This window comes from Nostoc sp., assembly GCF_036918015.1.
Lineage (GTDB): Bacteria > Cyanobacteriota > Cyanobacteriia > Cyanobacteriales > Nostocaceae > Nostoc.
This window is the reverse complement of record NZ_JBALEO010000069.1, coordinates 221,398-247,333: the sequence shown is the minus strand read 5'-3', so window position 1 is coordinate 247,333 and position 25,936 is coordinate 221,398. Positions and strand designations below refer to the sequence as shown.

Sequence of the window (25,936 nt, the reverse complement as noted above, 5' to 3'; positions counted from 1 at the left end):
TCCTTTCTAAGTGATACTGAGGAAAATGCCAAGTGGGGGCAATACCCAAATGTGTAATTGCTGCAAACACCAGATAGTTAGGGATCTGCGGGTTAATAATGTCCCAACCAGGCGGGTTTCGACTGCGCTCAACCCTCAGATGTCGAGAGTTGAGCGCAGTCGTACCACTTCGTGGAAGCAAGCTACGCGGAGCGTCTCGTTGGCGCAGCCTCTCGTAGAAAAGAGAAGTGTCGAAACTCAGTTTGTTGGTACTTTATATTCTTTAAAAACTGCACCCTGTATTAATTAGTCATTAGTCATTGTTAATTTCACAAAGGACAAATGACTAATGACTAATGACAAATTAATAAGCTTTTGTTGGCAGTTGTTGCTCTAATTTCAGCAATGCTGCAACTCGCATTTCTGTGGCAGGGTGACTAGAAAATAAGTTACCCAAAAATTGCCCAGAGATGGAATTAATAATTAATAACGGCTCATAAGCTGGATTAGCATTTAAAGGTACTTGCTTTGCTGAAGCTTCTAAGCGTTGCAATGCCCTAGCTAAGGCGCGGGGATTGCCAGTTAATCTCGCAGAACCTGCATCAGCGGAAAATTCTCGTGTGCGCGAAATTGCTAGCTGAATGATTGTCGCAGCCACTGGCGCAAGCATGACTGTCAATAAAACTCCTATTGGATTTCCACCTCTGTTGTCATCTCGCGAACCACCGCCAAACCATAGGCTGTAACTAACCATTTGGGCTAGAAATGAGATCGCACCAGCCACAGTAGCAGCAACGGCTTGTGTCAGGGTGTCACGATTAATAATATGGGTTAGTTCGTGGGCAATAACGCCTTCGAGTTCATCATCTGGCAATATATTTAAAATACCTTCAGTGACAGCCACAGCAGCGTGTTCGGGATCGCGCCCTGTTGCGAAGGCGTTAGCGCCTTGGCTGGGAACAATATAAACTCTAGGCATAGGAATGTTAGCGCGATCGCTCAATCTCTGCACCATCCGATAAAGTCCTGGTGCTTCCCTTTCACTTACAGGTTGCGCTTGGTATACTGCTAGGGCAATTTTATCTGATTGATACCAGGAAAACAGGTTGGTTGCTGCTGCCAAGCCAATGCCGATAATCAAACCACTAGAACCGCCAATTACCCAGTAACTAATTGCTATCAAAAGACCACTTAGTGCAGCAAGCATTGCAGCCGTTTTCAATTGATTTGTCATATTTTTGCTCTCCTGCTAATGCTGTGTAAATGTTTGAGAAAACAGCATTACTTCAGCTACATTTTGATTTTATCCAGCTAAACTTAGATATATGGTACAGAAAACCTATCAGATAAGTACGGTTTTCCTACTTAAGTTTTAGTCATATAATTAATATCTATAGATACTAAAAACGCATCTATCTATAGGAATAAATTGTTTATCTAGGCAGAAATTACAAGTGTGATGCTTAGATTAAGCTATGCCTAACTATTAGTTAAGATCCATTTACTTATAAAGATTCTGAGTCTATTCCTTGTGCTTGATATATTTGTTGGGAAAATAGCTGAAAATCTAATTCGCACGCCTTCAAAGCTTCAGTGGCTTGTGAGTATTTTGGAGTATCAAACAAATCGCGATCGCGGATTTTTGGCAACCAAGAACGCAGTTTCATTAGTTCCGCCTCATTCTCTTCTAGTTCTGCAAAAGTGAGGTTACTTATTTTCCGTTCCTCGCTCAATTCGCTATGGAAATCTTGACATTGCCCCAAAAACTCTTGATATTCTTGGTCTGCCTGCTGTTGAAAACGCTCTATTAACATAGCATTTTGCTCAGGTTCGTCAATGCAAATAGTTAACAAATCTGCTTCACCGCTACCTGCTATAATGTCCGCTTTCAATTCTTCCAAATGGCTCTGCAAGTCTTCTCGCTGTGGTAGCAAGCACACCGACTGCTGTAAGTAAAGTGCGCCCAATCCCTTAAGTTTACGCCAAACATACACCCGCTGCGTTGAAGGCTGTGCGGGTACTTTGTACACTAATAGATTCCAAGATTTTCTATCCATAGAGGTATTGTAACAAGTGTTGCATTCAATTTAAGATTGCTATCTGAGTTTATGAAACATCTGTTGCATTGAGAAAAATAAATTATGAATCTGAACTATAAAGCTGGCAGCATTGACTGGAGTTCGATTATCCAAAAGATGGAACCTCTGGGGAATTGTCACTTACCCACATATCCAGGGGATTTGAAAACTGTTTTACTGAATCATGCTGGTTTGGCTCAACATCCTCAAGGCGAGAAAGCCTATCAGATGGCAAGAGAAATTGCCCGATTGACTACCTTCAGCGATGCAGAAATTACTTATTGGTTCTCAAGAATTATAGAACTGATGTAGTATTTTCAAAAATCTTTGCAGCCAATAAATTTGCTGTAGAAGTGTACATATCTATCACTATCAATATAGATGTAGCAGAAACAAGCAATATGCAGCTACAAGATAAATTCGTCCAGAAAATTCCTCGGACTGTTTGGGTTTTGGGGTTTGTCAGTCTGCTGACAGATATTAGTTCCGAGATGATTAATTCTGTATTGCCTTTATTTCTAGTGTCAGTATTAGGGGCGAATATCTGGACTGTGGGCATCATTGAAGGTATTGCAGAAGCAACAGCTTCAATTTTAAAAGTCTTTTCGGGAGTATTGAGTGATTATTTAGGACATCGTAAAGGATTAGCGGTGTTTGGGTACGGATTATCAACCTTTGTGAAACCTCTATTTGCTGTAGCTACTAGTCCAACTGGGGTGTTAATAGCTCGATTTGGCGATCGCATTGGTAAAGGTATCCGGGTAGCGCCCCGTGATGCTTTAGTTGCCGATTCTACTAACGCAGAGGTACGCGGTGCAGCTTATGGATTGCGTCAATCCCTCGATACTATCGGAGCATTTTTGGGGCCTTTGGCAGCATTTGCCCTGATGGCTGCTTCCCAAAATAACTTCCGCCTGGTTTTTTGGCTAGCACTCATCCCTGGATTCTTCGCGGTGGCTTTATTAGCAGTGGGAGTGCGCGAACCAAAAACAACTAAAACTCAAGGAAACCGAAGCAATCCTCTGCAATGGGAAGCTTTACGCAGTTTGGGTAAAGGATACTGGGTACTTGTAGTAGTGGCGTTGCTATTCAATTTAGGCAACTCCAGCGATGCTTTTTTATTGCTGCGAGCAGAACAAACAGGTATTTCTGCTTCACTCATCCCATTAACATTAGTGGTGATGAACATCGCCTATTCATTCAGCGCCTACCCAATAGGAATACTTTCCGATCGCGTAGGTAAATTTGGGCTACTAGTAGGCGGATTTCTCCTATACGCTCTAGTGTATCTGGGTTTTGCTTTCGTGCAGACACCTTGGCAAGTCTGGGGATTGTTCGCCCTTTATGGTTTGCATTTGGGTATGAGTAAAGGATTGCTGTTGGCGCTAGTGGCAAATAGTATACCTGCAAATTTGCGCGGCACTGCTTTTGGATTCTTCAACTTGGCTGTGGGATTAGCGCTTTTACCCGCTAGTCTGCTAGCCGGTGGATTGTGGCAAACACTGGGAGCAGAAGCAACATTTCTCGCTGGAAGCTTGTTTGCGATCGCTGCTGTCTTATTATTGATAATTAATAGAAAAAAATATTTGCAAATATAACTAGAACTTAGAGGTTGTTTTAAAAGTCATGATTGATGTAAGCTGTTGCGTATTTAATTTGTATATGCGATGCGGGCAAGATGCCCGCGCTACAATAATTTTACGTTTTCGTGTTATACAATTTAGCTGCACATCAGCTTATCAAATATTTTTTACCCCACCCTAACCCTCCCCTTATAAAGGGGAGGGAACCAGATTTTCTTGTTTCCCCCCTTTATAAGGGGGGATTAAGGGGGGTAATAATTCGATTAAAATCACAACATACAACTTTTAAAACAACCTCTTAGATAAGATATCCTTCAAACTCTCATTTCTCTGTGTTCTCTGCGCCTCTGCGGTTAGTTATTCTAATAAAATTTTAATTCTCAACAAGCGGCTTCACCCTGGCTGTAACTCTTAATTTACTAAGTCTTCGCACCAGTAACAGAGCTTGTTGTTTATATAATGCTCTTGGTAACTGTGCAGGCAAATTATGCATCAACTCTCTAGCTGTGCCAATATTACATCCCGATATTATACTTATTTCATTTGCACCATCAAAAATAGCATCTTGAGCTAAAACTTTCTCAACCTGCACTTGCCAATTGCGAGGAAACATTTCACCTCGCTCAATCCGCTGGAGGCTATTGCTATTTGCCAGAACAATCAGGCGATCGCCAACAGCAAGTTGTGTATGATCGGCAGGCATTAACTTAACAGGCGATCGCTTCAGGCTTTGGTATAAAATTGGTACAACTCCATAACCATAAGCAACCTCAGCCAATAGTAATCCATTCAGTGTATCTCCAGCCTCAATCGTGTACTCTACTACCAAAATAGTTTGAGTATCGAAGTTAAACAAACTAAGAATATTTTCTCCAAAAGCCGCAGCAGCAAATACTTCTGCTGAAATAGCAGATGTACAAATAACTTGAGCATAAGGAAACAAGCGTGCGACGTTATCACGAAAGTATTGGTCGTAAGTCCGAATAATCACACGAGTGTTAGGACTCTTAGCGTATGCCATCAAAGCTATTTCCAGATTCTCCATGTCATCATCTGTAACGACAACAACACTTTTACTATTAGCGAGATTCACTTTGCCTAGAGCATCAGCAATATTATCAATAATCAGAGGTATTTTGTTGAGAAAGTCGGCATTTAGTGCTGTGCTGCTAATACCTACCAAAGGTTGCTTGAATTCTTGTAATAAAGCCGCTACTCGCTGACCAACTCGATTTAATCCAATCAGAACAACATGGTCTTTTTGAGGGATTGATGGCTGAAAACTATTGAAAAACTTAAACCTTGAACTTAACAAAGCATCAGTTAGCAATGCATATAAAACCCCAACAAAACCTATACCCGTTAAAGTTAATGCGAGACTAAACAATCGCAACCACCCTGGCATATTTTCCGCCGCCTCTGGTGGCGTTTTAAAATTTACACCGCCAAATATATCTCCGTATCCTCCCAAAAGCAAGACAGCAATAGCATAAAATGCTTCTATTATGTTGCTTTTAGGATAATTTAAGATATAGATAATTGTTCCAAAAAACCAAAGAAAAAGTACTGTAATTCCACAGATAATTGCCACCCGCAAACTCTGATAACGAGAGAATGTTCGCGCTAAATATGCCATTTTATCTTTGAAATTATTCCAAGCTCTGCCTAATACAATTTCTTGCCATAACTGCTGCCAGTTGTATTTACGCACAGTAGCAAGTTCCTTCAAACTTTTAACTTGCTCTGTAACTTCAATATAAATAATCGTATCACCTGGGTATAACGTCGCTTCTGGTTCCCACTGATGAAATTCTTTAGGCAAGGGAGATGAATCATTAGCGTGATTTAATACCCGACGATATAAGGTATTCAGTTCGTGTATACGCCATTTATTGCCCCAGTTATCACTCATTTTAACCTGACGCTTTACTACCCGAAATTGGCGTTCCTCCAGTTGGAAATATCCGAGATTATCATCTCCAAGAGCTGCAACGGCAAAGCCAGAAGCGGAAATTTGATTCGGTTCAAAGGCAATAAAGTTACCAAGGGTTTGACTTAAAAGTTCATTGAGATTTTGTTTGTCAGAACGTACAACCAAGCGAACTTGAGGATTTAAAAGCCTTGCGGCAAAAGCAGCTTCTATATTTACCCGTTCATTACCAGTGACTAAAAGTACAGTTCGGCACTGAGAAATATTTGCCTGTTCTAAAATACTGGTTTGACGGCAATCTCCGATTAATAAATGTTCTAATAAACTTGATAAATTTGATACCTGCAAATTTTTGGGTTGTTCTCGATCGATAGCATTGACAATAGCACCATACTCTTTCAGAACTGCAACACAATGCTGACCCAAACTTCCTAGCCCACAAACTAAAAACCGATCTAGTTTTGTTTGAGAATCTTTAACAGGCTGATAATTAGTTTTTGATGATGGCAGCATATAATACCGCCAATTATACGCATTATTGATCTATATCTTAGAATACCAAAGATATTGACCTAGAGCAAAAATGGTACTATTAATTAGATAATTAACGGCGATGGAGCTCGCCAAAACCGCCTTTCCAGCGCGATGAACTCTCTTCTGGAAGGCTGATGGCTCCTACTTTCCTTGCTGACTGCGGGAGAGTAGGGCTTGGCTAAATGCATTACCTGACTCTCCTGTAGAAAGTATTTGTCTACAAATCGCACTTCAAGGAGTCATGGTATGAAACACTTTCGTCAGTTTGAACCATTTATTGCCTTACCTCATCTAATAAAGTGGTTGCCTATTTCCTTTGTGGTTGGCATTCTTGCTGGAACGGCTTCTGCGGCTCTTTTAGCATCATTAGAATGGGCAACTGATTGGCGGGAATCACATCGGTGGATTATCGCCTTGCTTCCTCTTGGTGGCTTCTTGAGTGGTTGGATTTATCATCAATTTGGTCGGACTGTAGAAGCCGGAAATAATCTTTTACTGGAAGAAATTCATAACCCCAAAAAGGTTATTCCCTTCCGTATGGCTCCCCTTGTTTTACTAGGAACAGACCTCACACATTTTTTTGGTGGTTCAGCCGGTCGTGAAGGTACAGCATTACAAATGGGTGCTTCTTTGGCAGACCAGTTGACTAAAATATTGCATTTTCAAGGAGCTAATCGGCGAATTTTGTTAACAGCAGGTATCAGTGGGGGATTCGCTTCAGTTTTCGGTACTCCCTTAGCTGGAACCGTATTTGGTCTAGAAGTTTTAGCAATTGGTAAAATTCATTATGACGCTCTTTTTCCTTCTTTAATTGCTGCGATCGTTGGAAATCAAGTCACCTTACTATTAGGTTTACATCATACCGCATACCGACACGCTCCGTTAATACCGCCACTCACAATTTGGGGACTAATTTCTGCAATTATTGCAGGTGTAATCTTTGGAATAGTCGCAAGATTTTTTGCTAAAGTAACTCACAAAATCAGCCATTTGTTTAAAGCAAAGATATCTTATCCTCCAATGCGTCCTCTGATAGGTGGTGCGATAATAGCAGCAATTGTTGGATTGAGTGGAACAACCAAGTATATCGGGCTTGGTATCCCAACAATCGTTGATTCTTTCTACAATCAGCTACCTCCTTGGGATTTTGCTGCTAAATTGGGTTTGACTGCTCTAACTTTAGGAGCAGGTTTTAAAGGAGGAGAAGTGACACCTTTATTTTTTATTGGTGCTACTTTAGGTAATGCTTTATCGTTGCTTTTAGCATTACCTGCACCACTGTTAGCAGGAATGGGATTTGTGGGTGTATTTGCGGGTGCAGCAAATACACCTTTGGCATCAACTTTAATGGGAATTGAACTATTTGGTCTGGAATCAGGGGTATTTATTGCTATTGGCTGTGTAGTCAGCTATTTATTTTCAGGACATTCTGGAATTTACTCGGCACAGCGTATTGGGTTGAGTAAATACTCTGCTGTATTTTTAGAAGAAGGGGTGACTTTGGCTAATTATGGGCAACCTAAAATTGATTTACCTGATGATAGTGAAGAAAGAAGAAGTAATTCTCAGGAATAATTTATGGATGCAATTAATGGATACTCATGAATAATCATGGATTTGGCAAACTAGTTACTTTTCTAAATCAATTGGAACAAGAGAAAATTAGTTACACCTTAGCCCATAATATGACTTTCCACATCCCGTGAAAAGTCAGAAAATTGCTACGGACAAGAAACAGACATAAAGTCAAGTATGCAAATGGAGATTGAGAAGCAACGGGCATTATTTTTAAAACAATTGGTAACTTTTCTGGCAGTATTTTGGCAGGGGAAACGCATCTAATTTGTTTTGACAAAATGTAACTTATATGAATGCAGAAAAAGGAAGTATTATTAGGTTGATATCAATGTAATAGTTGCTTATTCTGTCCGTCGGTCATACAACCTAAATTCAAACTAGAGGAATTTGAGGATGCTAGAAATTGTTTCAGTGACGCTGACTCAAACGAATTCACACTCTGCGAGATGGGCTGATAGGTGCATGTTCCAGCTGACAGTAAGGGCGACTATAGCTTAGTGGTGACTCTAAAGCGTGCCCAAGCAAGAACTCTGGGTTGCTCATTACCTGCTGAGTTTTGCCATCATACACGACCTGACCTTGACTCAGAACAATTGTGCGATCGCACAAATCTAAAGCTAAATCTAAATCATGGGTTGCAATCAGTTGTGTTATCGGTAAGGTTTGTAACAATTCAATGAACTGACGACGAGAACGGGGATCTAATTGAGCAGAGGGTTCATCCAACACTAATATCTGTGGGTTCATTGCTAAGACTCCAGCGATCGCAATTCGTTTTTTTTCACCTCCAGATAAATTACCGATATAGCGTTGCCCATACCATTGGGGATCAATATCAACTGCTGCCATCGCTTGCAGAACTCGTTGTGTTAATTCCTCGCCTTGTACACCCAAATTCATCGGGCCAAAAGCAATATCTTCCCAAACTGTTGGCATGAATAACTGATTATCTGGATTCTGGAATACCAACCCCACAAAATTCCGAATATTTCGCAAATTTTCAACAGTTAAAGTCCATTCTCCAATCGTTACCTGTCCTGACTGAGGCCTGAGAATTCCGTTGAGATGTAATAGCAACGTGGATTTTCCCGAACCATTTGCTCCGATTAATGCCACTCGCTCAGTTGCTTTGATAGACAAATTAATTTCCCTCAAAGCTTGAGTTCCGTCAGGGTAGGTATAGTTAAGATTTTGAATTGATATTGGATTATGGTGCATTGAGACAACGTGAACAAAAGTTATTTCCGCCAGTAAATAGCCTGACCCAACAGCGCTAAAATTACAGTCAAACTCAAAGCTACAAAGTCTCGCCGTCCCCCTGAAGAAACTTTTTCCATCATCGGTGGTACTCCTTGATAACCGCGTGACAGCATTGCCTGATAAACTAGATTTCCTCGGTCATAAGTGCGGATAAACAGCGCTCCAATCATGTTGCCAACAATTAAACGGATCGAGCGATTGCTGTTCATCAGGTTTCGGGACTCGGCTGCTCGACGCATAGCATTAAACTCGCCAATCAACACACTGATATAGCGATACATTGATGCCAAAATCGCTACTAATAGTGGTGGAGTTCTTAATTCCAGCAGGGCGTGCAGCAGTGCCGTTACCGAAGTTGTTAAAGTCAGTAAATTCAATATCAGCAGTGATAGTAATGCTTTGAGTGTTACACTACCCAAGATAGTTAGCCCCACTGTCGTAATCTGTAATGGCCCCCAAGACCATAAGACTTCGCCACCACCCCGAAACAAAGTACCCAGGAGAACGACACCAATAAATGTGAACTCAACTGCTAATCGTTTCAGTAGTACTGGTAGGGTAACTCGACTCAGCAATAGCAGACTAAAGAGAGCTAATCCATAAATACCCCAAGTCCACCAATGCCCATTTGGTGTTAGGACAATGGCAAACACGAACAACAATGTACACAGTATCCGAGTCCGGGGAGCAAGTTTGTGCCAAGGAGTAACCTGTTTGCTATCGACATCCAGCACAAATGCCCCAACGTGTAGCAGCATTCTGTTAAGTTCCTATCTGTATTTAACAAATTCTGTGGGTTTAAGGGAACTCCAATTACGAATTACGAATTACGAATTACGAATTACGAATTACGAATTACTTTAATCTGGAGCATCTGAGTCTGAATAAGCATCATGCTGTGTGGAAGGTGAACCAGAACCACGAACAACTAATTTGCCGATTCCCCAAGCTAAACCAAAAGTTACTAAGGTTCCGACTAAACCAGCCAATGGTGTGGCGATCGCTTCTGGTACACCTCTAAGAGCATACTCATCAAAAATACTGTAAAAGGGTAATTTCTGAGCAGGTTTCTGTTCTAGTTCTTTGCTGTCAAACTTCAGGTCTTTTGAGACTCTATCTAGCCCATCGGGATTTTTGCTAGCCAGTGGCGAAAGAAAAATTGCAATCAGCAGAGCAATACCTAAGCCAGCGATGACAAAAGCACGGTTGCGCGATCGCGAGAGGTTGCTACTCATAAAGGTTAAGTCCTGATTCCATAAATATCTTTTAATACCGGGAGATGGGGCGAGAGGCAGGTGATTTTGTCTGACGGGGCGGATCGTAAAATAAGTCAGGTCGAGTCCGCCAAATGAAACTGAGTGCTACTACAGTAATCAGCGCCTCGCCAATGCCGATTAGGATGTGCCAAGAAGCCATCGCTGTTAAAGCCACCGCTAGAGGAATCGTTCCCGACAAAGCAAGTTCCAAAGCACACACAACTGAAGCAACCACTACGCTTGTCCAAGCTGCGATCGCTGCGCCAATTACTACTCCTCGCAAGGTATCGCGCCCAGTAGCAAATCTAACTGCGCGATAGAGATAGTAACCACCAAACGTACCGATCAATCCCATGTTAAAGATGTTGGCCCCTAATACCGTCAGTCCACCATCCTGAAACATAACACCCTGGACGATGAACACTGCAACCATCACTAGTGACCCAGCCCAAGGTCCTAATAAAGCTCCTGCTAGCGTTCCGCCCAAAAGGTGTCCAGAAGTGCCTCCAGGAATCGGAAAATTAATCATTTGTGCTGCAAAGATAAATGCTGCACAAACTCCCATTAAAGGTACAGCTCGTTCTTGGTATTCTGTTTGCGATCGCCTAATAGCTAGTGCAATTAGACCAATGGCGATTATCCAGGTGATCGCGATAACGGGTAAGCTCAAGAAGCCATCTGGAATATGCATAGCTAAGTGCGGCTGTATTACCCAGTACAGCCAGCCGAAGGACGAAATACCTGTGAACGCTACCGTGTTCATATTTAAGAAGTGTCCTTTGCAGCCAAATTATTTAAGGGTCTAGTTGTTCAGTAGACCATGTATTTCGTATAAACTTCAATCCGGTAGGGGGGCATAAAAAGTGTAAATCGATCGTGTTATGCTGCTTTTTGCAACCGCACACAATACTACGTCGTGGCTTCAACTACTGTAAGAATTCAGGAGTCAGAATCCAGGAGCCAGAAGGGTTAAAAAATAAGGAGAAATATTTGATGAATGAATTTACTAATTCTATAGATACTTTATTATTCTGACTTCTGACTCCTGGGTACTGAATTCTTACCAACTACTCGCGTGGATATGACAAATCTGGGCAGTTGGATATAGGATTGCTGTTTGTTTGTTTTTTCGAGTCAGATTTTTGTTCACTATTTTATACTTCTATCAACCTTTTGTTCTACAGAATTAGATGGGAAGAAACTACCATCTTGGACTTTGGACAAAGATCAACAATCATTTCTCAAATTGGTGTCACCTATTCTCCATAAGATGTTTGTAGTTCTCCTTCAGTTTTTAAGATGAGATAGGTGGAGCCAATCAATACATAACCCTGGATTAATGTCAAGGCAACTAGGAGCGATCGCCAATCGAACCAATCCCACATACTGCCGATAAAGTGACCCGCTTCATCCACCTTAATGCCTTCTAAAATGGTGCCCAAGGCAAGTATGTAATTAAATGTACTCTTGTAATTGCTGGGCGAGTGTTGTATTACAGGGGGGAAGCATGATGGTAAAATGGTTGCCATCTAATATTTTTGTGTGAGTTGCGTTGATAGTATATTGACTCCAGTTGGTACGAGGTAATTTAGGTGTGAGTTGTTGTGCAGCCCACCAGATGGAGATTTGAGCTTGGATTTGAGGTGGTTGGTGGTTTTTTAAGAGTTTTTGGTGAATTTCGGTTAGTTCTAGTTGTTTTTGCAATATTTCAATTGATACTTCTGATAGTTCTTTTGAAAGTAAATTTTGTGATTGTCCCCAATTCATCATTAATTGCAGACGTTCAACACAAGTTAAACTTATGAGTTGCTCTCGTAGTTGCTGCTGTTGAACAGTATCTAGCGTCATCAAAGCATCAACAAAAGTACCACCAAACACTAATGCTAATTCATATAAAGGATCGGGTGTAAAAGTTGGTGTACTATCTGGAAATAAGAACGCATCTACAAGTCCCAGAAAATCAACTTTACATCCTTGCTGTTCTAATTCTTTGGTAACACTAACAGCAATGACTCCACCCATAGACCAACCCATGAGATGATAAGCACCATGAGGTTGATGTTGGCGAATGATTTTGGCGTATTCGACAGCCATATTTTCAATGCTATTATGCTCATCAAGTGAGTTGTTGAGAGCGCGAGACTGGAGAGCGTATACAGGTTGATCTGTTCCTAAATAGGTGGCAAGATGTTGATACACCATTACTTGTCCCCCTGTGGGATGAATACAGAATAATGGTGGTTGAGTTCCCTGTAGTTGAATGGGGACTAAAGATACAGGTATTGGGGAAGCGTGATGATTTTGGATGAGAAAATTTCCTAATTCGGCTACCGTTGGATAGTGAAAAAGTGTACTGAGAGGTATACTTGTGTGAAATTTATGATTGATTTTTGAGATTAATTGTAGTGCTAAAAATGAGTGCCCACCTAATGCAAAGAAGTCGTCATAAATGCTGATTTGCGGAAGTTTAAATAATTCCGTCCAAGTTGTAATTAATAGTTCTTCTACTTGGTTACGAGGCGGGGTAAAAGTTTGTGTTAATTCTGGTTGCGTACCTTCAGGAATAGGTAGCGCCTGACGATCCACTTTACCATTTGCTGTGAGCGGGAAAGATGCTAACAATACAAAAGTAGAGGGGATCATGTATGCTGGTAATTTGGTTTGGAGAAAAGAACGTATTTCTTGAGTGGTGATATTTGACTCTAGTTGTGGAACAATATAAGCGATTAGTTGTTGTGTTTTTGGGATTGTTGTAACGACAACTTCTTTAACGCTGAGATGCTGTTTTAATGTTGCTTCAATTTCACCAAGTTCAATGCGATAACCGTTGATTTTGACTTGAAAATCTTCTCTTCCTAAAAATTCAATATTGCCGTCGGGTAAATAACGTCCCAAGTCACCTGTTTTATATAATTTTTCTTTGGTAACTGGATGAATAATGAAACTAGCATTTGTCTTTTCTTCGTCTTGCCAATAACCTTTTGCTAATCCGATACCGCCAATATATAATTCTCCTGTCACCCAAACAGGACATTTTTTCAGAGATGTATTTAAAACATAAATATATTGATTTTTAAGTGGTTTTCCGTAGGGAATACTTTTCCAGTTGGGGTCAAGTTGGGTAATTGGATAATAAATTGACCAGATGGCGGCTTCTGTTGCTCCTCCTAAACTAATGATTTCGGCTTGTGGAGATAATGCTTGGATCTGAGTGGGTAAATTTAGGGGTATCCAATCACCACTCAATAAAACTAGTCTGAGAGTATTAAATGTAACTTTAAAATAATTTAAATTATACTCAATTAACATCTGCATAAAAGCGGGAACTGAGTTCCAAATTGTGATTTGGTGTGTGGTAATTAATTCACTCCAATGAGATGGATCTTTACTGTTTGCAGCATCAGGAATGACTATTGTTCCTCCTGCTGCTAAGATGCCGAAGATGTCGTAAATTGAGAGGTCAAAGCTGAAAGCGGAAATAGCTAAGATGCGATCGCCTGAATTGATCCGAAAGCGTTCGTTGATATCTAAAATCGTGTTGACTGCACTTTCATGCGTAATCATCACACCTTTGGGTGTTCCTGTAGAACCAGAGGTGTAGATGATATAAGCTAAGTCTGTGGGTTTTGGGATTTGCTGGAATGGCTGGTGAGATGCTGAAGTTGGGAATGAATCTATACACAAAGTCGGGATGTTCTCTGGATATTCCAGACTATGAACAAGGCAAGTTTCAGTCAGTACCAGTTTAACTTCTGCTTGTTGTAAACAATACCATATACGTTCCTGTGGTAATCCTGGATCGATGGGGACATAGATACCACCAGCAGCAAGGATAGCCAAAGCAGCAACAACCTGTTTCCAGCCTTTTTCCATAATGATAGCGATCGCCACCTGAGAACGATCGCCTAGTTGTCGTGCTAATTCAGTGACGCGATCGCTTAACTCTTGATAGGTGAGAATGCGATCGCTGCTAATTACAGCTTGTTGTTGTGGACGTTGAGATACTTGTTCAAAAAACAAAGTGTGGAGTAAAGCTGTTTGTGGGATTGGTGGATGAGGATGAATTGGGATTGGTGGTAATAATTCTATGGGTTCTGTCCACAATTCATCTTCTTGGGCTAAACGCTCCAGCAAATTGCAGTAAACTGTAAACATTTCATCCAACATCCCCACAGGGAAGAGTGCTTCTACTGCATCCCAGTTAAAAATTAAGCTTCCATTGTGTTCTGCAACTTGATGTTCTAAGGAAACTTGCGGGGTTTGGCTAATACCATACACTACCTCTCCTAAAAAGTTATATTCTAAATCTCCCTGAGCAAAAGTACCCAAACCTAAAACACTACTAAATACTATAGGCATAGCTGCGGTTAATTCTGTTTGCTTTTGATTGAGCAATTTCCGCAATACTTCTACTCCACTAATATAAATATGATCTAAGTCTTGGAGCAATTGTTGTTGTATTTTTAGAGCTACATTTGTAAATGTATTTGGGGATGAATTGTCTATTGCTAAGAGATTTGTATTGGTAAAATCGCCAATAATTTGATTAATTTGAGGATGGAGGGGTAGACGTTCCAGGACAGTTAAATTGAGAGTGAAGTGAGGATTTTTATTCCACAAAGTTAAAATTTCTGCAAAAGCGGTTAACAAGATGATAGAAGGAGTTAAACCAGCTTTTTGACCTCGCTGTTTTAATTTTTGCCATATATGGGGTTCTAGTTTTCCAGCATAGCGTTTGAATGTATACTCTTTTAATTCACTAGGAAAACAAGCTAGGGGTAGTTCTGGTGCTGGTGCTAGAGTATCTAAACGATTGAACCAGTAAGTTTGCGATCGCTTGACTAATTCTGAGTCTTGGAGAGAATTTTTGGCAATGACGTAATCTCGAAATGATAATTCTAATGGTGGTAATGATAATTCGAGATTTTGATAAAGTTGATTCCATTCGTGAAATAAAATCCGAATACTCGCAGCATCTATCAGTAATAAATCCATGCTGAGATGCAGCCGAATTTGTTCTTGATTTAAATAAGTGGCTCGAATATCAAACCAAGGCCATTGGTGTGAAGGTAAGTTTTGCTGAGATAATTTTTCGCGGATTGCTATTAATTCAGTTTCGAGTTTTGAGGTTTCTGATTCTCGCAAGTCTAAGATGGTAATTTGATAATCGGGAACTTTATCTAAGATTTGTTGCTCTCCTGTGGGTAATACTATCGCCCGTAGCATATCATGACGTTGAATGAGTTTTTGCCAAGCTGCTGTCAGGCGGGATATGTCTAAATTATTAGTTTCAAATTCTATGTAAACATGGTTGCTGACATGGCTTAATTCAAATACTTGATTGCGTCCTAACCAATGTGCTTGTTGGATGTCGGTGAGTGTAAATGGTTGGTGACGTTGCTGAATATTTGGTTTGATGATTGGTAAGGAGGTTGTTTTTATATTGCTGAGATTTAGTAGTTTGATAATTTCTGGTTTATGTTCTTTGAGGGAATCGCGTAGTTCTGGTGTTAATGTTCCTTTTGGTGCTTCGATGTTTAATAGGTCATTTTCTAACCAGAGTTTGATTCCTCGTTTTTCGAGTTCAATTAAAAGTTGGTTTTTGTTCATAATGTTTTTATTCATTTTTGATTAACGAACACCGATGGCACGGATAATAATATAGATGTATTTTGCTTTTTAGCATCCCAACTTTTAAAAAATTCACTTGATCATGCAAAAACCCTTTTAAATTCTCTTAACTTTGCGTACTTTGCGTACTTTGTGGTTCGTTTATTTATAGCGTTTCCTAGTCTGCTGATGTGCAAATCTCTGCGTACCTCTGCGCTTTACTTTGCGTTCCTTTGCGTTTTAAAATATTATCTGTACCTCACGTAACTGGGAATTGCTATAAACCAATAGGGTTCAGTTAAGGCTAAAACTCTTGGTCAAAGTCAATTTTTTGAACGAACCGCAAAGAACGCAAAGGACACAAAGAGAAGAAAGAAAGGCTTAACTCAACTGTATTACGCTATAAACATCAATACACACAAATAAGTAGATCGACATTGAAAAACGTAAAATAGAGTCTTGGCGATTACTTGACTTCACTGCGTTCCGCTCGTAATGACATTTTACGTTTAATTAAGTTAAACTACTTAATACATTCAAATTTGAATTATTTCCTTCTCATCGTCTTGTCCTGTAGATAAAGGTTTTTGTGTAATTTTAGCGATAATTAACTGCTCATCAATTGCTAATGCTAGTTGTTGAATATTTGTTGTTTCCACTAATAGTTGGCGCATGGGAATGTTGACTCGGAGTTGATTTTGTAAGTGATTCTTCAACTGCACGAGTTTGAGCGAATCTATTCCTAATTCAAAGAAATTATTCTGTATTCCCACTACTTCAATTTCCAGTATCTGTTGGACAAACTCAGCGATTGTTTTTTCGGTTTCAGTTTGCGGAGAAACTAAAGTTGCTGATTTGGCTGTTGCGATATTGGGAGTTGGTAAAGCTTTTTTATCTATTTTCCCGTTGGGGGTTAGAGGTAAGGTGTCAATGAGAATATATTCAGCAGGTATCATGTATTGTGGAAGTTTCTGCTGTAGATATTCTCGGAATTTGGTAGAATTTGATTTGGCAGTTTGAGGATTTTTAACTAATGACCATTGCTGAGAATCTGTTTGATCTATTTTCCCACCAACAAAGCTATAAAGGAGAATGTGATTTGCTTCTAGTTTAAATAAATCTTGAATTGGTGGAAATTCTAAATAACCAAGGGGACAAAGACCAATTTCTTGAGTCGGTGCGCTGTTCATGAGTAGTTGTCCGATGTGTCCTGCTTCTAAAAGACAGAAGTCTCTAGCGAATTCTCCATACATCGGTGCGATCGCACTCAGTTTCCCAATCAAATATATCGCAAAAGCAGATTGTTCAAAAAATGGTTGATTCTCAAGGTAAACGCTGCTGTCTATTTCGTTGGTGCTGTGGAGTAAGATTAAATTGTGGTCGCTGGGATGATAATAATATATTCCTGCGGGAAGGGTTTCGATGCTGTTGGGTTTGATGAATAAGTAAGTTTGTACGGGATAAAGACTCCCAGCAGAAGGATAGCGATATTTGGGGATGGGATAATCACCCAGTTGCATTTGCTGGAGACAGTTGAGAAATTTGCTAAATTGTTCTAGGGATATCTGTTGCGGTAGAAATTGTCTGTAACTTTGGCGTTCTAGATAAGGTGTTTGCTCAAGTTCAGATTTGGGTAAGTGAATAGTAATTGGCGATGATTCTGATTTGCGGATTCCTGGTTGCTGGAGTTTAAATTCGATGCGTTCTCCAGCATCGCTTAATACTCCTGGTTGTTGAGTTGGTTGGTAAGCTTCCCCTAAATTGGGAGTTGGTGTATCGCTAATAATATAAGCAACTAATTGTTGTGTTTGTTCTACTGTGGTGACTACTGCTTGTTTGACAGTGGGATGCTGTTTTAATATTTCTTCAATTTCACCAAGTTCAATGCGATAACCGTTGATTTTGACTTGAAAATCTTCTCTTCCTAAAAATTCTATATTCCCATCGGGTAAATAACGTCCCAAGTCACCTGTTTTATATAATTTTTCTTTGGTAACTGGATGAGTAATAAAGCTAGAGTTTGTCTTTTCTGCGTCTTTCCAGTAACCTTTTGCTAAACCGATACCGCTAATATATAGTTGTCCCGTCACCCAAACAGGAGTTTGCTGCAAATTATGATTTAATACATATACTTGTTGATTATCGAGTGGTTTTCCGTAGGGAATACTTTTCCAGTTAGAATCGACTTGGGTAATTGGATAGTAAATTGACCAAATTGAAGCTTCTGTTGCTCCTCCCAAACTCACAACTTGGATATTTGACCACAATTTTTGAATTTGATTTGGTAAATTTAGAGGTAGCCAATCTCCACTCAACAAAGCTAAACGCAGAGATGAAGGTTGTTGTGGTTGGTTGGCGATATATTCTACCAACATTTGCATTAAAGCCGGAACTGAATTCCACAGGGTAATTTGCTGAGATACTATTAACTCTAACCAGTGTGCGGGATCTTTGGTTTTATCTGCTGAGGGAATAACTATTGTTCCTCCCGCCGCTAATATGCCGAAGATGTCGTAAACTGAGAGGTCGAAGTTTAATGCTGATAAAGCTAAGATGCGATCGCCTGATTTAATTCCAAAGCGTCGATTGATATCCAAAATGGTATTCACCGCACCCCGATGAGCGATCATCACGCCTTTGGGTAAACCTGTAGAACCGGAAGTGTAGATAATATAAGCTAAATCATCGGGAGTTTGGACTAGTTTGATATCTTTCCCATCTCCTCTGAGTTGACTTTCCACACATACTTGTTGAACACCTGATGGTAAAGATAGGTGAAGATGAGGTTGAGTGACAATTAATTTAACTTGTCCTTGGGTGAGTAAATACCATTGTCGCTCTGCTGGTAATTCGGGATCGATGGGGAGATAAGCCGCACCAGCGATTAAAATTCCTAGTACAGCGACAACTTGCTCCCAACCTTTTTCCATGACAATAGCGATCGCCTCTGGCACAGCGCTCCGCGCTATCGCATTGTTGCTGGTTGCTCCCAATTCTCGCAGATGAGATGCTAATTGCAGAGCTTGTTGGTACAATTCCTGATAAGTTAGGGTACGCTCTGGGGTGATGACTGCTGGAGAATCAGCTTGGATTTGCACTTGCTTAATAAACAAACTGTGCAAAGTATCCTCAGAAATGGGTGCGGTGGGATAATTTGCAATTGTAGGTTGTTGTAGTTCTTGCTGACTTGCGCTCCAAATGGTATCTGAGGTAATTAATCGTTGAAGCAAATTGCAGTAAGCAGCAAACATCTCATCCAGCAAACCTGCGGGGAAAAGTTCTTCCACCGCATCCCAGTTAAATATTAAAGTTCCGTTCTGCTCTCTCAGTTGATTATCTAACCAAACTTGCGGGGTTTGACTGATACTGTAAACGAGTTCGCCTAACTGACTTAATATTGATGTATCCTGACCAAGTGATTCTAAACCTAGTGTACTAGTAAATATCACTGGCATAAATTGGTAACTTTGACGTTGACGGCTAAGTTCTCGCTGTACCTGCAAACCACTGACATAACCGTGATCTAAATCTTGCCACAGTTGTTGCTGTAATTGTTGAGCGTGGTTGCTAAAGCTTTGAGAAACTGAGCGATCGACTTCCAAAAGTGTCAAAGATGTAAAGTCTCCCATAATCTCATTGACTTGCGGATGTAAAGGTAAACGCTTAAATAGGGTGAGATTAATAGTAAACTTAGGATTTTTGCTCCATTGACTGAGAACTTCTGCAAAAGCAGCTAGTAAAACTCCAGAAGGAGTTAAGTTAAATTGTTGAGCGCGATTTTGTAATTTGCGCCATTGTTCTGGAGACAGTTGAGAACTGCGACGTTGAAACCGAGGATTGGCGATCGCATTGGGATTTTTCGCTAGGGGTAATTCTGGTGCTGGTGGTAAGGTATCTAGTCGGTTAAACCAATATTCTTGAGAACGTTGATATTGGGGTGTATTTTTTAAAGTTGATTCCCCAAGCACATAATCGCGGAAGGAAAGTTCTAAGGGTGGTAATACAAATTCAGGATGATTATATAAATCTAACCACTCCCGCATCAGCATAAACACACTCCAAGCATCAGCAATCAAAGCATCAAAACTCAGGTGGAGTCTGGTTCGCTGTTCATCTATGGGTGTAGCTCGAATTCTAAATAAAGGCCATTGATCCGCAGGTAAGACTTCATGGGACATCTGCTCACGCATCACCTCTAAATCTTGCAAATCCAAAACTTCTATTTCATAAGCCGGTACTGTTGTCAGAATTTGCTGTTGACCATCTGGTAAAATAACAGCACGCAGCATATCGTGACGCAAAATGAGTTTTTGCCAAGCTTGATTTAATCTTGTTAAATTTAGGCGATCGCAATCTAATTCTAAATAACCATGAGCAGCAATATTTCCTAATTCAAAAGCTTCATTGCGTCCTAACCAATAAGCTTGTTGAATATCGGTGAGGGGAAAAGGTTGATATAGCTGTTCTGGATTTGGGACAATTGTTGGTAAATCAACTGAAGATTCTGTCTTTGTAAAAGATGTCAGTGCTTCACTCAATCCAGCCACTGTGGGAGATGTTAACAAAGAGCGTAGCGGTAACTCAATATTTAAGGTTTGTTGTAATCGCGCAATAACTTGAGTCGCAAGTAGGGAATGTCCCCCCAATTCAAAAAAGTTATCGTGAATCCCTACTTGTTTGAGTCCCAAAACAGCAGCGATAATATTAGCGATCGCTTCTTCCGTTGCGGTGCGCGGTGGAACAAACTCTATTTCTCGACTCTGTTCCATATCTGGAATTGGTAAAGCACGCCGATCTACTTTCCCGTTGGGTGTTAAAGGTAAAGTTTCCAGAATGGCGATCGCAGCAGGAATCATATAATCAGGTAACTTCTGTTTGAGAAAGTTACGCAATTCACTAGTTGTTAATGACTGTTGTCCAGAAACAATATATGCAACTATAGATTTATTGTCGGTTTGCAGTTCTCGAAGCATCACCACTGCTGCTTGTACTTGCGGATGACTACTCAAAACAGCTTCAATTTCCCCTAGTTCAATTCGGAAACCCCGAATCTTCACTTGATCGTCAATTCGACCGAGTAATTCAATATTACCGTCAGGAAGATAACGCGCTAAATCTCCCGTTTTGTACAAAATAGGGTTGTGTGGGTAGAAGGAATTAGGGATAAATTTCTCTTTGGTTAAATCGTCCCGATGCAAATAACCTTGAGCTAAACCAGCACCACCAATATATAATTCACCCGCAACCCCAATGGGAACTAATTGCAGATATCGATCTAAAATATAAACTTGCGTGTTCGCAAATGGACGACCAATAGGAACCAACCCACTTCCTAATTTCCCAATCCCCAATTCAAAATACGTGCTATCAATACACGCTTCCGTTACCCCATAGGAATTAATCAAACGTGTCTGTTCGCCACAAAAACGCTGAAATTCTTGATATTCTTGCACATACAAGCTATCTGAACCGACTACCAACAATTTCATAAAGTGGAGATTTTGCTGAGTTCTTTGTAAATACTCAACCAAGTTTCTCAACACAGCTGGAACAAACTCCGCGCTATCAATTTTCTCCACAAGCATCAGTTTATACAGCTTGTCTGGTTCTAACAGCCACTCACGGGGACATAAAACCAACTTAGCACCACTACAAAGAGCGCGAATTACATCCCCTGAAAACACATCAAAAGCAAAACTCGCCATTTGTAGATGACTAGTCAAAGACTGGAGTTGATAAGCTTTTTCCCAAGCGTAAAACGCATTTACTAAACTACGATGAGCGATCGCCACTCCCTTAGATTTACCTGTAGAACCTGATGTGTAAATCACGTAGGCTAAATCTTCAGATGTAGTATTGATTACTAAATTATCTTCACTTTCCTGGGAAATATCTTCCCAATCTCGATCTAAACAAACTACAGCTAATTCCTCAATTGCTAAACTCGCTACTAATTTTTGTTGCGTCAGCAATATCGATACTTGAGAATCACGCAGCATGAAGCTCAAACGTTCTTCGGGATACGCAGGATCTAAAGGTAGATAAGCTCCACCTGCTTTCAGAACTGCCAATAATGCAATAATCATTTCTAGGGAACGTTCCACACAAATTCCCACAAGCTGATTTTTACCTATTCCCAAAGAACGCAGGTAGCGTGCCAGTTGATTGGCTTTGTTGTTTAATTGTTGATAAGTTAGTTGCTGTTCTTGAAATACCACCGCAACAGCGTTTGGTTCCTGCTTCACACAGTTCTCAAACAACTGATGAATGACTCTATCTTGAGGATAATCAACTTGATTGTTGTTCCACTCCCACAACAAATGATTTGCTTCAACTTCCGTTAGCAGAGATAACGAAGCAATTTGCTGTTGGGGATTAGCAATAATTCCTGCGAGTAAAGTTTGAAAATGATTCGCTATCCTGCTAATTGTCGTGGCATCAAATAAATCAATATTGTATCTTAAGATACCAATTAATGATCCAGTCGTTTCCATCATGTCGAAAACTAAATCATTCTGTCCTTCCTGCTGGGGAATCACAAAAGGTTCGAGAGTTAACCCACCCCAATCTTCTCTGGTTTTAGTTTTATCAGATACAGATAATTCATAATCTTGAGCAATTTCACTTACCTTAAACAAATTAAAGGAAACGCGAAACAAACCAGGAAGACTTGGATCGCGGTTGAGTTGCGATCGCTCAATTAGTAAAGTAGAGGGATAATCTTGATGAGCGATCGCATCTAATACAGTTTGGCGGACTTGAGTTAAAAGCTGAGAAAATGTGGGATTACCAGCCAAATTTACCCGCAAAGCCAGCATATTCACGAAAAAACCCACAGTTTCCGCAAATTCCGGCTGACTTCTCCCCTCAATAGGCGCACCCACGATGATATCTTCCTGACCTGACAAGCGGTAAAGTAACACTTGAAAGGCGGTTAACAAAGTCATATAAAGGGTTGCTCCTTGAGCTTTCGCCATTCCTCGCAGCTGAGAAGTCAACTCTTGATTCAACTCAAAAGTATGGGAAGCTCCCCGATAGCTTTGAATTGGTGGTCGCGGTCGATCTGTTGGTAATTTTAAGATGGGTAACTCACCCGCTAATTGTTCGCGCCAGTAATTCCATAGTTCATCGCCCACAGAACTTGCTAAAGTATTTCTCTGCCACTGTACAAAGTCTTGATATTGGTACTTAATAGCAGGTAAAGATATGACTCGACCTGTATTTTCTGCTTCGTAGAGCGATCGCAACTCATCAAGAATAATTCCCAGAGAAAAACCATCAATAACAATATGATGTATTGTTAGTAATATTACATAATTATCTTCAGAACAAGTAAATAAATTTACCCGCAATAAATTACCTTTTTCCAAATTAAATGGACGCTGATATGCTGCTATTACTTGGCTTGTCAACTCATCTTCATTCCAAACTGAAGCGTCAATATTTTCAAAATCAACTTCTTGGTATTCATGAACCTGTTGAAAAGGTTCGCCATCTTTTTGTGCAAATGTTGTGCGGAGAGTTGGATGACGATTTACTAACTTCTGAAACGCTCGTTGTAAAGCCGGAATATTTAAATGAGAGCAGATGCGAGCTGTAAAAGCAACATTATAAGCTGCACTTGTGGGTGCAAGTTTATACAAAAACCATAGACCTTGCTGACCATGAGTCAGGGGATAGGATTTAGAGGTGTGAAAACCTTGGCGCAGCAAATCGATAATTTCTGTTTTATGCTGCTTAATTTGATTTAAAACTGTGGAAGTTAATACTTCTTTACGACCACGATAACGTAGTTTATTATCTTCAACCCACAATTCTATATTCTGTTGCGAGAGTTGTGTGATAAACTCAACTAAATTCATAATTCTCCTTCCAACCACTCATCATCATTTTCTATTTTTGAGTCAGCATTTGCACTCAATTCATTGACTAATATTGCTAAACTTGCAACATTAGTATCCTCTAGAAATTTTACTGCTGGAATATCTAATTCCAAGTCTTTTCTAAACTTATTTCTGAGTTTGACAGCAATTAATGAATCAAGCCCTAAATAATTTAAAGACATTTCCACATCCAATTCAGATGTGTCTATCCCAATTGCTTTAGATATTTCGTCTTGAATATAAGTTGTGAAAAATGCGATTTTAGACATGCTAATTAAGCAAGAAAAGTTGAGTGATTACTATTAATATGGTGATTCGATTTGCTATAGCAATTCTAAATCATTTGTGAAAATTACATATTTCTTTCTTCTTTCTTCCCTTTGAGTCCTTCGCGTCCTTTGCGGTTCGTTTCCTTATCTATATTTTTCACGATTCATTTAGGACTGCTATATTCAATATGGCGATCGTAACTTCATTTTCAGACCAACCACCATTATCATCAAAGGCGTAAAATAGATTAATTCGAGTTAAACTATCCCGGAGAATTTACAATAACTAATTTCACATTACCACTGCAATTACCATCTTTATCATCCCAATAACGACATTTAGTAACTATATACATCATCCCAGATTTTATCCGAATATTAGTAAACTCAATTTCACCCCAAAACTGAGAAGACTGCATAGCACGTCGAAAGGAACTTTCAAAATTCACAATATAGACATCCGGTAGCTGTTTATTCCAATAATCTGCCATAGTCCACGACTTAAATGATGCCATCAGTCCTTCTTTTACAGATTTAGCTATGACATAATACATCATTTGGTTATAGCAAATATTGAACTCCACCGAATTAAAATGACCAGTGTCATCGATATAACATGATTCTAGAATTGAGAATTCGCATCGTCCGATTACACGTCCCCCATGCTGAGGATCGCCCTCTTTAATTACTTCAGCAGATTTAAGATATTGACAATTAGCTTTATAAGGCTTGAGTACTTGTGCCAATAAGATATCATCATTATTGATGTGGATACTATTTTGTTTGACGCTTTGTTGACTTGAATCCTGAAATTTTAACATTATATTTTATCCTGATTAAATGAATGAATAAGGCAAATTATTTTTTACTACACTGTTACCCTTAATTCCCCCTCAAGGGGCTACAGTGTATACACAAGTCGAATTACCCCCCTTAATCCCCCCTTGGAAAGGGGGGAAACAAGAGAATCCAGTTCCCTCCCCTTTACAAGGGGAGGGTTAGGGTGGGGTAAAAATATTTGATACATCAATCGTCACTTTTTAAACATCCTCTTAAACGCAGTGAGAATACAATTGCTCTATATTTGATAAAATGGATAGCTATCGTGCAAGGTCAATCGAAATGTAATCGCTGGTTCTGAATTTCCAGAATAGTGAGCGCAATGGACTAAAGATCGATTATCCCAAATCCGCACATCTCCTAATTCAAATTCATGATGTTCGATTAATGGATATTTAAAACTTTTGTCTAGCTGACCGGAATGAGTCAACAAAGTTTGGAGAATATTTATATCTTGCGGTTTTCCCTCTAAATCATCTATGCGATAAGTAAACCCCTCGGTAATGTAGAGGATGGTTTCTCCTGTAACGGGATGAGTAAAAGTCGTTGGATGCTTTGCGGGAGGTGTGACTCGTTCAATCTCGTCCAATATTTCCGAAATCGGACGATAAACATCTTCAGGACGAATTTTAAAAAAACGTCTGACACTATGATAACAACTCGACTGATTGGCAATGGATTTCAGGTCATCTGGTAAACTTTGATATACTTTGGACATATTAATAAAGTAAGTGCCACGCTCCTTAGTAGGAAGGATCTGAGGATATACCATTGAAAATGCAAATGGCCTCGGCATAAATGCATAATCAGCGTGCCAAAATTTCCCAGTCTTGGGAACTCCCACTTGCTGACCATTGTCAGAAACATTGGAGGAAACAAAAATCTCTTCCCTTTCTGGATGGTGATACATTGGCTGATAGTATTTTTCTACCTCCCCAAGACGATACCCAAAATCGCAATACTCATCAGGTGATAAATCTTGCTCTTTGATTACAACAATTTTGTATTCATATATCAGTTGTTTAAGATCCTCAATATCTCCATCTGAAGCAGTTTTGTAATTAAAGTCATAAATAACGACTCCCATTCGCTGATTGTCTTGATATTGAACTTTCATAGTTTTCTCACTCGCTTCA

The 25,936-nt window shown here is 39.9% G+C and carries 14 protein-coding genes, 4 pseudogenes and 1 riboswitch; of the genes and pseudogenes, 3 read left to right on the top strand and 15 right to left on the bottom strand.

Annotated features, from left to right (window positions below; genetic code table 11):
• Positions 1–343 precede the first annotated feature (343 nt).
• A complete protein-coding gene (locus tag V7K61_RS18210; RefSeq protein WP_335055278.1) occupies positions 344–1,213 on the bottom strand; it encodes a zinc metalloprotease HtpX in 870 nt (289 codons plus the stop codon).
• Positions 1,214–1,484: 271 nt separating this feature from the next.
• On the bottom strand, positions 1,485–2,036 hold the full coding sequence (locus V7K61_RS18205) for a Chromate resistance protein ChrB (RefSeq protein ID WP_335055276.1): 552 nt from the start codon (positions 2,034–2,036) through the stop codon (positions 1,485–1,487).
• Positions 2,037–2,120: 84 nt separating this feature from the next.
• Here V7K61_RS18205 and V7K61_RS18200 point away from each other — a divergent pair, with 84 nt between their 5' ends.
• Together V7K61_RS18200 and V7K61_RS18195 are read left to right on the top strand one after the other, a co-directional pair.
• Positions 2,121–2,369 (top strand): hypothetical protein, encoded by a 249-nt coding sequence (locus tag V7K61_RS18200; protein ID WP_335055274.1) that lies wholly within the window; start codon positions 2,121–2,123, stop codon positions 2,367–2,369.
• A gap of 89 nt (positions 2,370–2,458) precedes the next feature.
• Positions 2,459–3,655: an MFS transporter gene (locus tag V7K61_RS18195; RefSeq protein ID WP_335055272.1), complete on the top strand. Its 1,197-nt coding sequence runs from the start codon at positions 2,459–2,461 to the stop codon at positions 3,653–3,655.
• Positions 3,656–4,013: 358 nt separating this feature from the next.
• On the opposite strand, the gene V7K61_RS18190 is transcribed toward V7K61_RS18195, so the two are convergent.
• Positions 4,014–6,083 carry a potassium channel family protein gene (locus V7K61_RS18190; protein ID WP_335055270.1) on the bottom strand — a complete coding sequence of 690 codons (2,070 nt, stop codon included), beginning with the start codon at positions 6,081–6,083 and terminating at the stop codon, positions 4,014–4,016.
• Positions 6,084–6,170: 87 nt separating this feature from the next.
• A riboswitch (Fluoride riboswitch) is annotated at positions 6,171–6,255 on the top strand.
• A gap of 95 nt (positions 6,256–6,350) precedes the next feature.
• On the opposite strand from V7K61_RS18190, the gene V7K61_RS18185 reads away from it, so the two are divergent.
• Positions 6,351–7,679: a voltage-gated chloride channel family protein gene (locus tag V7K61_RS18185; RefSeq protein WP_335055268.1), complete on the top strand. Its 1,329-nt coding sequence runs from the start codon at positions 6,351–6,353 to the stop codon at positions 7,677–7,679.
• Positions 7,680–8,114: 435 nt separating this feature from the next.
• On the opposite strand, the gene V7K61_RS18180 is transcribed toward V7K61_RS18185, so the two are convergent.
• The 12 genes and pseudogenes from V7K61_RS18180 to scoE form a co-directional block, all read right to left on the bottom strand.
• Positions 8,115–8,900, bottom strand: a complete 786-nt coding sequence (locus V7K61_RS18180; RefSeq protein ID WP_335055266.1) for an energy-coupling factor ABC transporter ATP-binding protein — start codon at positions 8,898–8,900, stop codon at positions 8,115–8,117.
• A gap of 20 nt (positions 8,901–8,920) precedes the next feature.
• Positions 8,921–9,700, bottom strand: a complete 780-nt coding sequence (gene cbiQ, locus V7K61_RS18175; RefSeq protein ID WP_335055264.1) for a cobalt ECF transporter T component CbiQ — start codon at positions 9,698–9,700, stop codon at positions 8,921–8,923.
• 102 nt (positions 9,701–9,802) lie between these two features.
• Positions 9,803–10,177: a PDGLE domain-containing protein gene (locus tag V7K61_RS18170; RefSeq protein ID WP_335055262.1), complete on the bottom strand. Its 375-nt coding sequence runs from the start codon at positions 10,175–10,177 to the stop codon at positions 9,803–9,805.
• A 31-nt stretch (positions 10,178–10,208) separates the two neighbouring features.
• Entirely contained in the window at positions 10,209–10,961 is a 753-nt protein-coding gene (gene cbiM / locus V7K61_RS18165; RefSeq protein ID WP_335055260.1) for a cobalt transporter CbiM, read from the bottom strand.
• 502 nt (positions 10,962–11,463) lie between these two features.
• A pseudogene (locus tag V7K61_RS18160) lies at positions 11,464–11,643 on the bottom strand (cytochrome d ubiquinol oxidase subunit II); the annotation flags it as partial.
• A gap of 10 nt (positions 11,644–11,653) precedes the next feature.
• On the bottom strand, positions 11,654–15,808 hold the full coding sequence (locus V7K61_RS18155; RefSeq protein WP_335055258.1) for a non-ribosomal peptide synthetase: 4,155 nt from the start codon (positions 15,806–15,808) through the stop codon (positions 11,654–11,656).
• 536 nt (positions 15,809–16,344) lie between these two features.
• Positions 16,345–17,397: pseudogene (locus V7K61_RS34160) on the bottom strand (SagB family peptide dehydrogenase); the annotation flags it as partial.
• Positions 17,398–17,640: 243 nt separating this feature from the next.
• A pseudogene (locus V7K61_RS34155) lies at positions 17,641–18,852 on the bottom strand (amino acid adenylation domain-containing protein); the annotation flags it as partial.
• Between the two features lie 225 nt (positions 18,853–19,077).
• Positions 19,078–23,670: pseudogene (locus tag V7K61_RS34150) on the bottom strand (non-ribosomal peptide synthetase); the annotation flags it as partial.
• Positions 23,667–23,960, bottom strand: a complete 294-nt coding sequence (locus V7K61_RS18145) for an acyl carrier protein (RefSeq protein WP_335055254.1) — start codon at positions 23,958–23,960, stop codon at positions 23,667–23,669. The gene V7K61_RS18145 and the pseudogene V7K61_RS34150, both read right to left, overlap by 4 nt.
• Before the next feature lie 263 nt (positions 23,961–24,223).
• Positions 24,224–24,781: an FcoT family thioesterase gene (locus V7K61_RS18140; protein WP_335055252.1), complete on the bottom strand. Its 558-nt coding sequence runs from the start codon at positions 24,779–24,781 to the stop codon at positions 24,224–24,226.
• Positions 24,782–25,038: 257 nt separating this feature from the next.
• Positions 25,039–25,917 carry a (3R)-3-[(carboxymethyl)amino]fatty acid oxygenase/decarboxylase gene (gene scoE / locus V7K61_RS18135; protein WP_335055250.1) on the bottom strand — a complete coding sequence of 293 codons (879 nt, stop codon included), beginning with the start codon at positions 25,915–25,917 and terminating at the stop codon, positions 25,039–25,041.
• Positions 25,918–25,936 lie beyond the last annotated feature (19 nt).

What these genes read in the sequence shown, in the direction of transcription:
- V7K61_RS18200 (WP_335055274.1), top strand. Translation starts at nt 2,121, where the DNA reads ATGAATCTGAACTATAAAGCTGGCAGCATTGACTGGAGTTCGATTATC.
- V7K61_RS18155 (WP_335055258.1), bottom strand. Translation starts at nt 15,808, where the DNA reads ATGAACAAAAACCAACTTTTAATTGAACTCGAAAAACGAGGAATCAAA.
- V7K61_RS18180 (WP_335055266.1), bottom strand. Translation starts at nt 8,900, where the DNA reads ATGCACCATAATCCAATATCAATTCAAAATCTTAACTATACCTACCCT.
- V7K61_RS18185 (WP_335055268.1), top strand. Translation starts at nt 6,351, where the DNA reads ATGAAACACTTTCGTCAGTTTGAACCATTTATTGCCTTACCTCATCTA.
- cbiM (WP_335055260.1), bottom strand. Translation starts at nt 10,961, where the DNA reads ATGAACACGGTAGCGTTCACAGGTATTTCGTCCTTCGGCTGGCTGTAC.
- V7K61_RS18140 (WP_335055252.1), bottom strand. Translation starts at nt 24,781, where the DNA reads ATGTTAAAATTTCAGGATTCAAGTCAACAAAGCGTCAAACAAAATAGT.
- V7K61_RS18205 (WP_335055276.1), bottom strand. Translation starts at nt 2,036, where the DNA reads ATGGATAGAAAATCTTGGAATCTATTAGTGTACAAAGTACCCGCACAG.
- V7K61_RS18170 (WP_335055262.1), bottom strand. Translation starts at nt 10,177, where the DNA reads ATGAGTAGCAACCTCTCGCGATCGCGCAACCGTGCTTTTGTCATCGCT.
- V7K61_RS18195 (WP_335055272.1), top strand. Translation starts at nt 2,459, where the DNA reads ATGCAGCTACAAGATAAATTCGTCCAGAAAATTCCTCGGACTGTTTGG.
- V7K61_RS18210 (WP_335055278.1), bottom strand. Translation starts at nt 1,213, where the DNA reads ATGACAAATCAATTGAAAACGGCTGCAATGCTTGCTGCACTAAGTGGT.
- scoE (WP_335055250.1), bottom strand. Translation starts at nt 25,917, where the DNA reads ATGAAAGTTCAATATCAAGACAATCAGCGAATGGGAGTCGTTATTTAT.
- cbiQ (WP_335055264.1), bottom strand. Translation starts at nt 9,700, where the DNA reads ATGCTGCTACACGTTGGGGCATTTGTGCTGGATGTCGATAGCAAACAG.
- V7K61_RS18145 (WP_335055254.1), bottom strand. Translation starts at nt 23,960, where the DNA reads ATGTCTAAAATCGCATTTTTCACAACTTATATTCAAGACGAAATATCT.
- V7K61_RS18190 (WP_335055270.1), bottom strand. Translation starts at nt 6,083, where the DNA reads ATGCTGCCATCATCAAAAACTAATTATCAGCCTGTTAAAGATTCTCAA.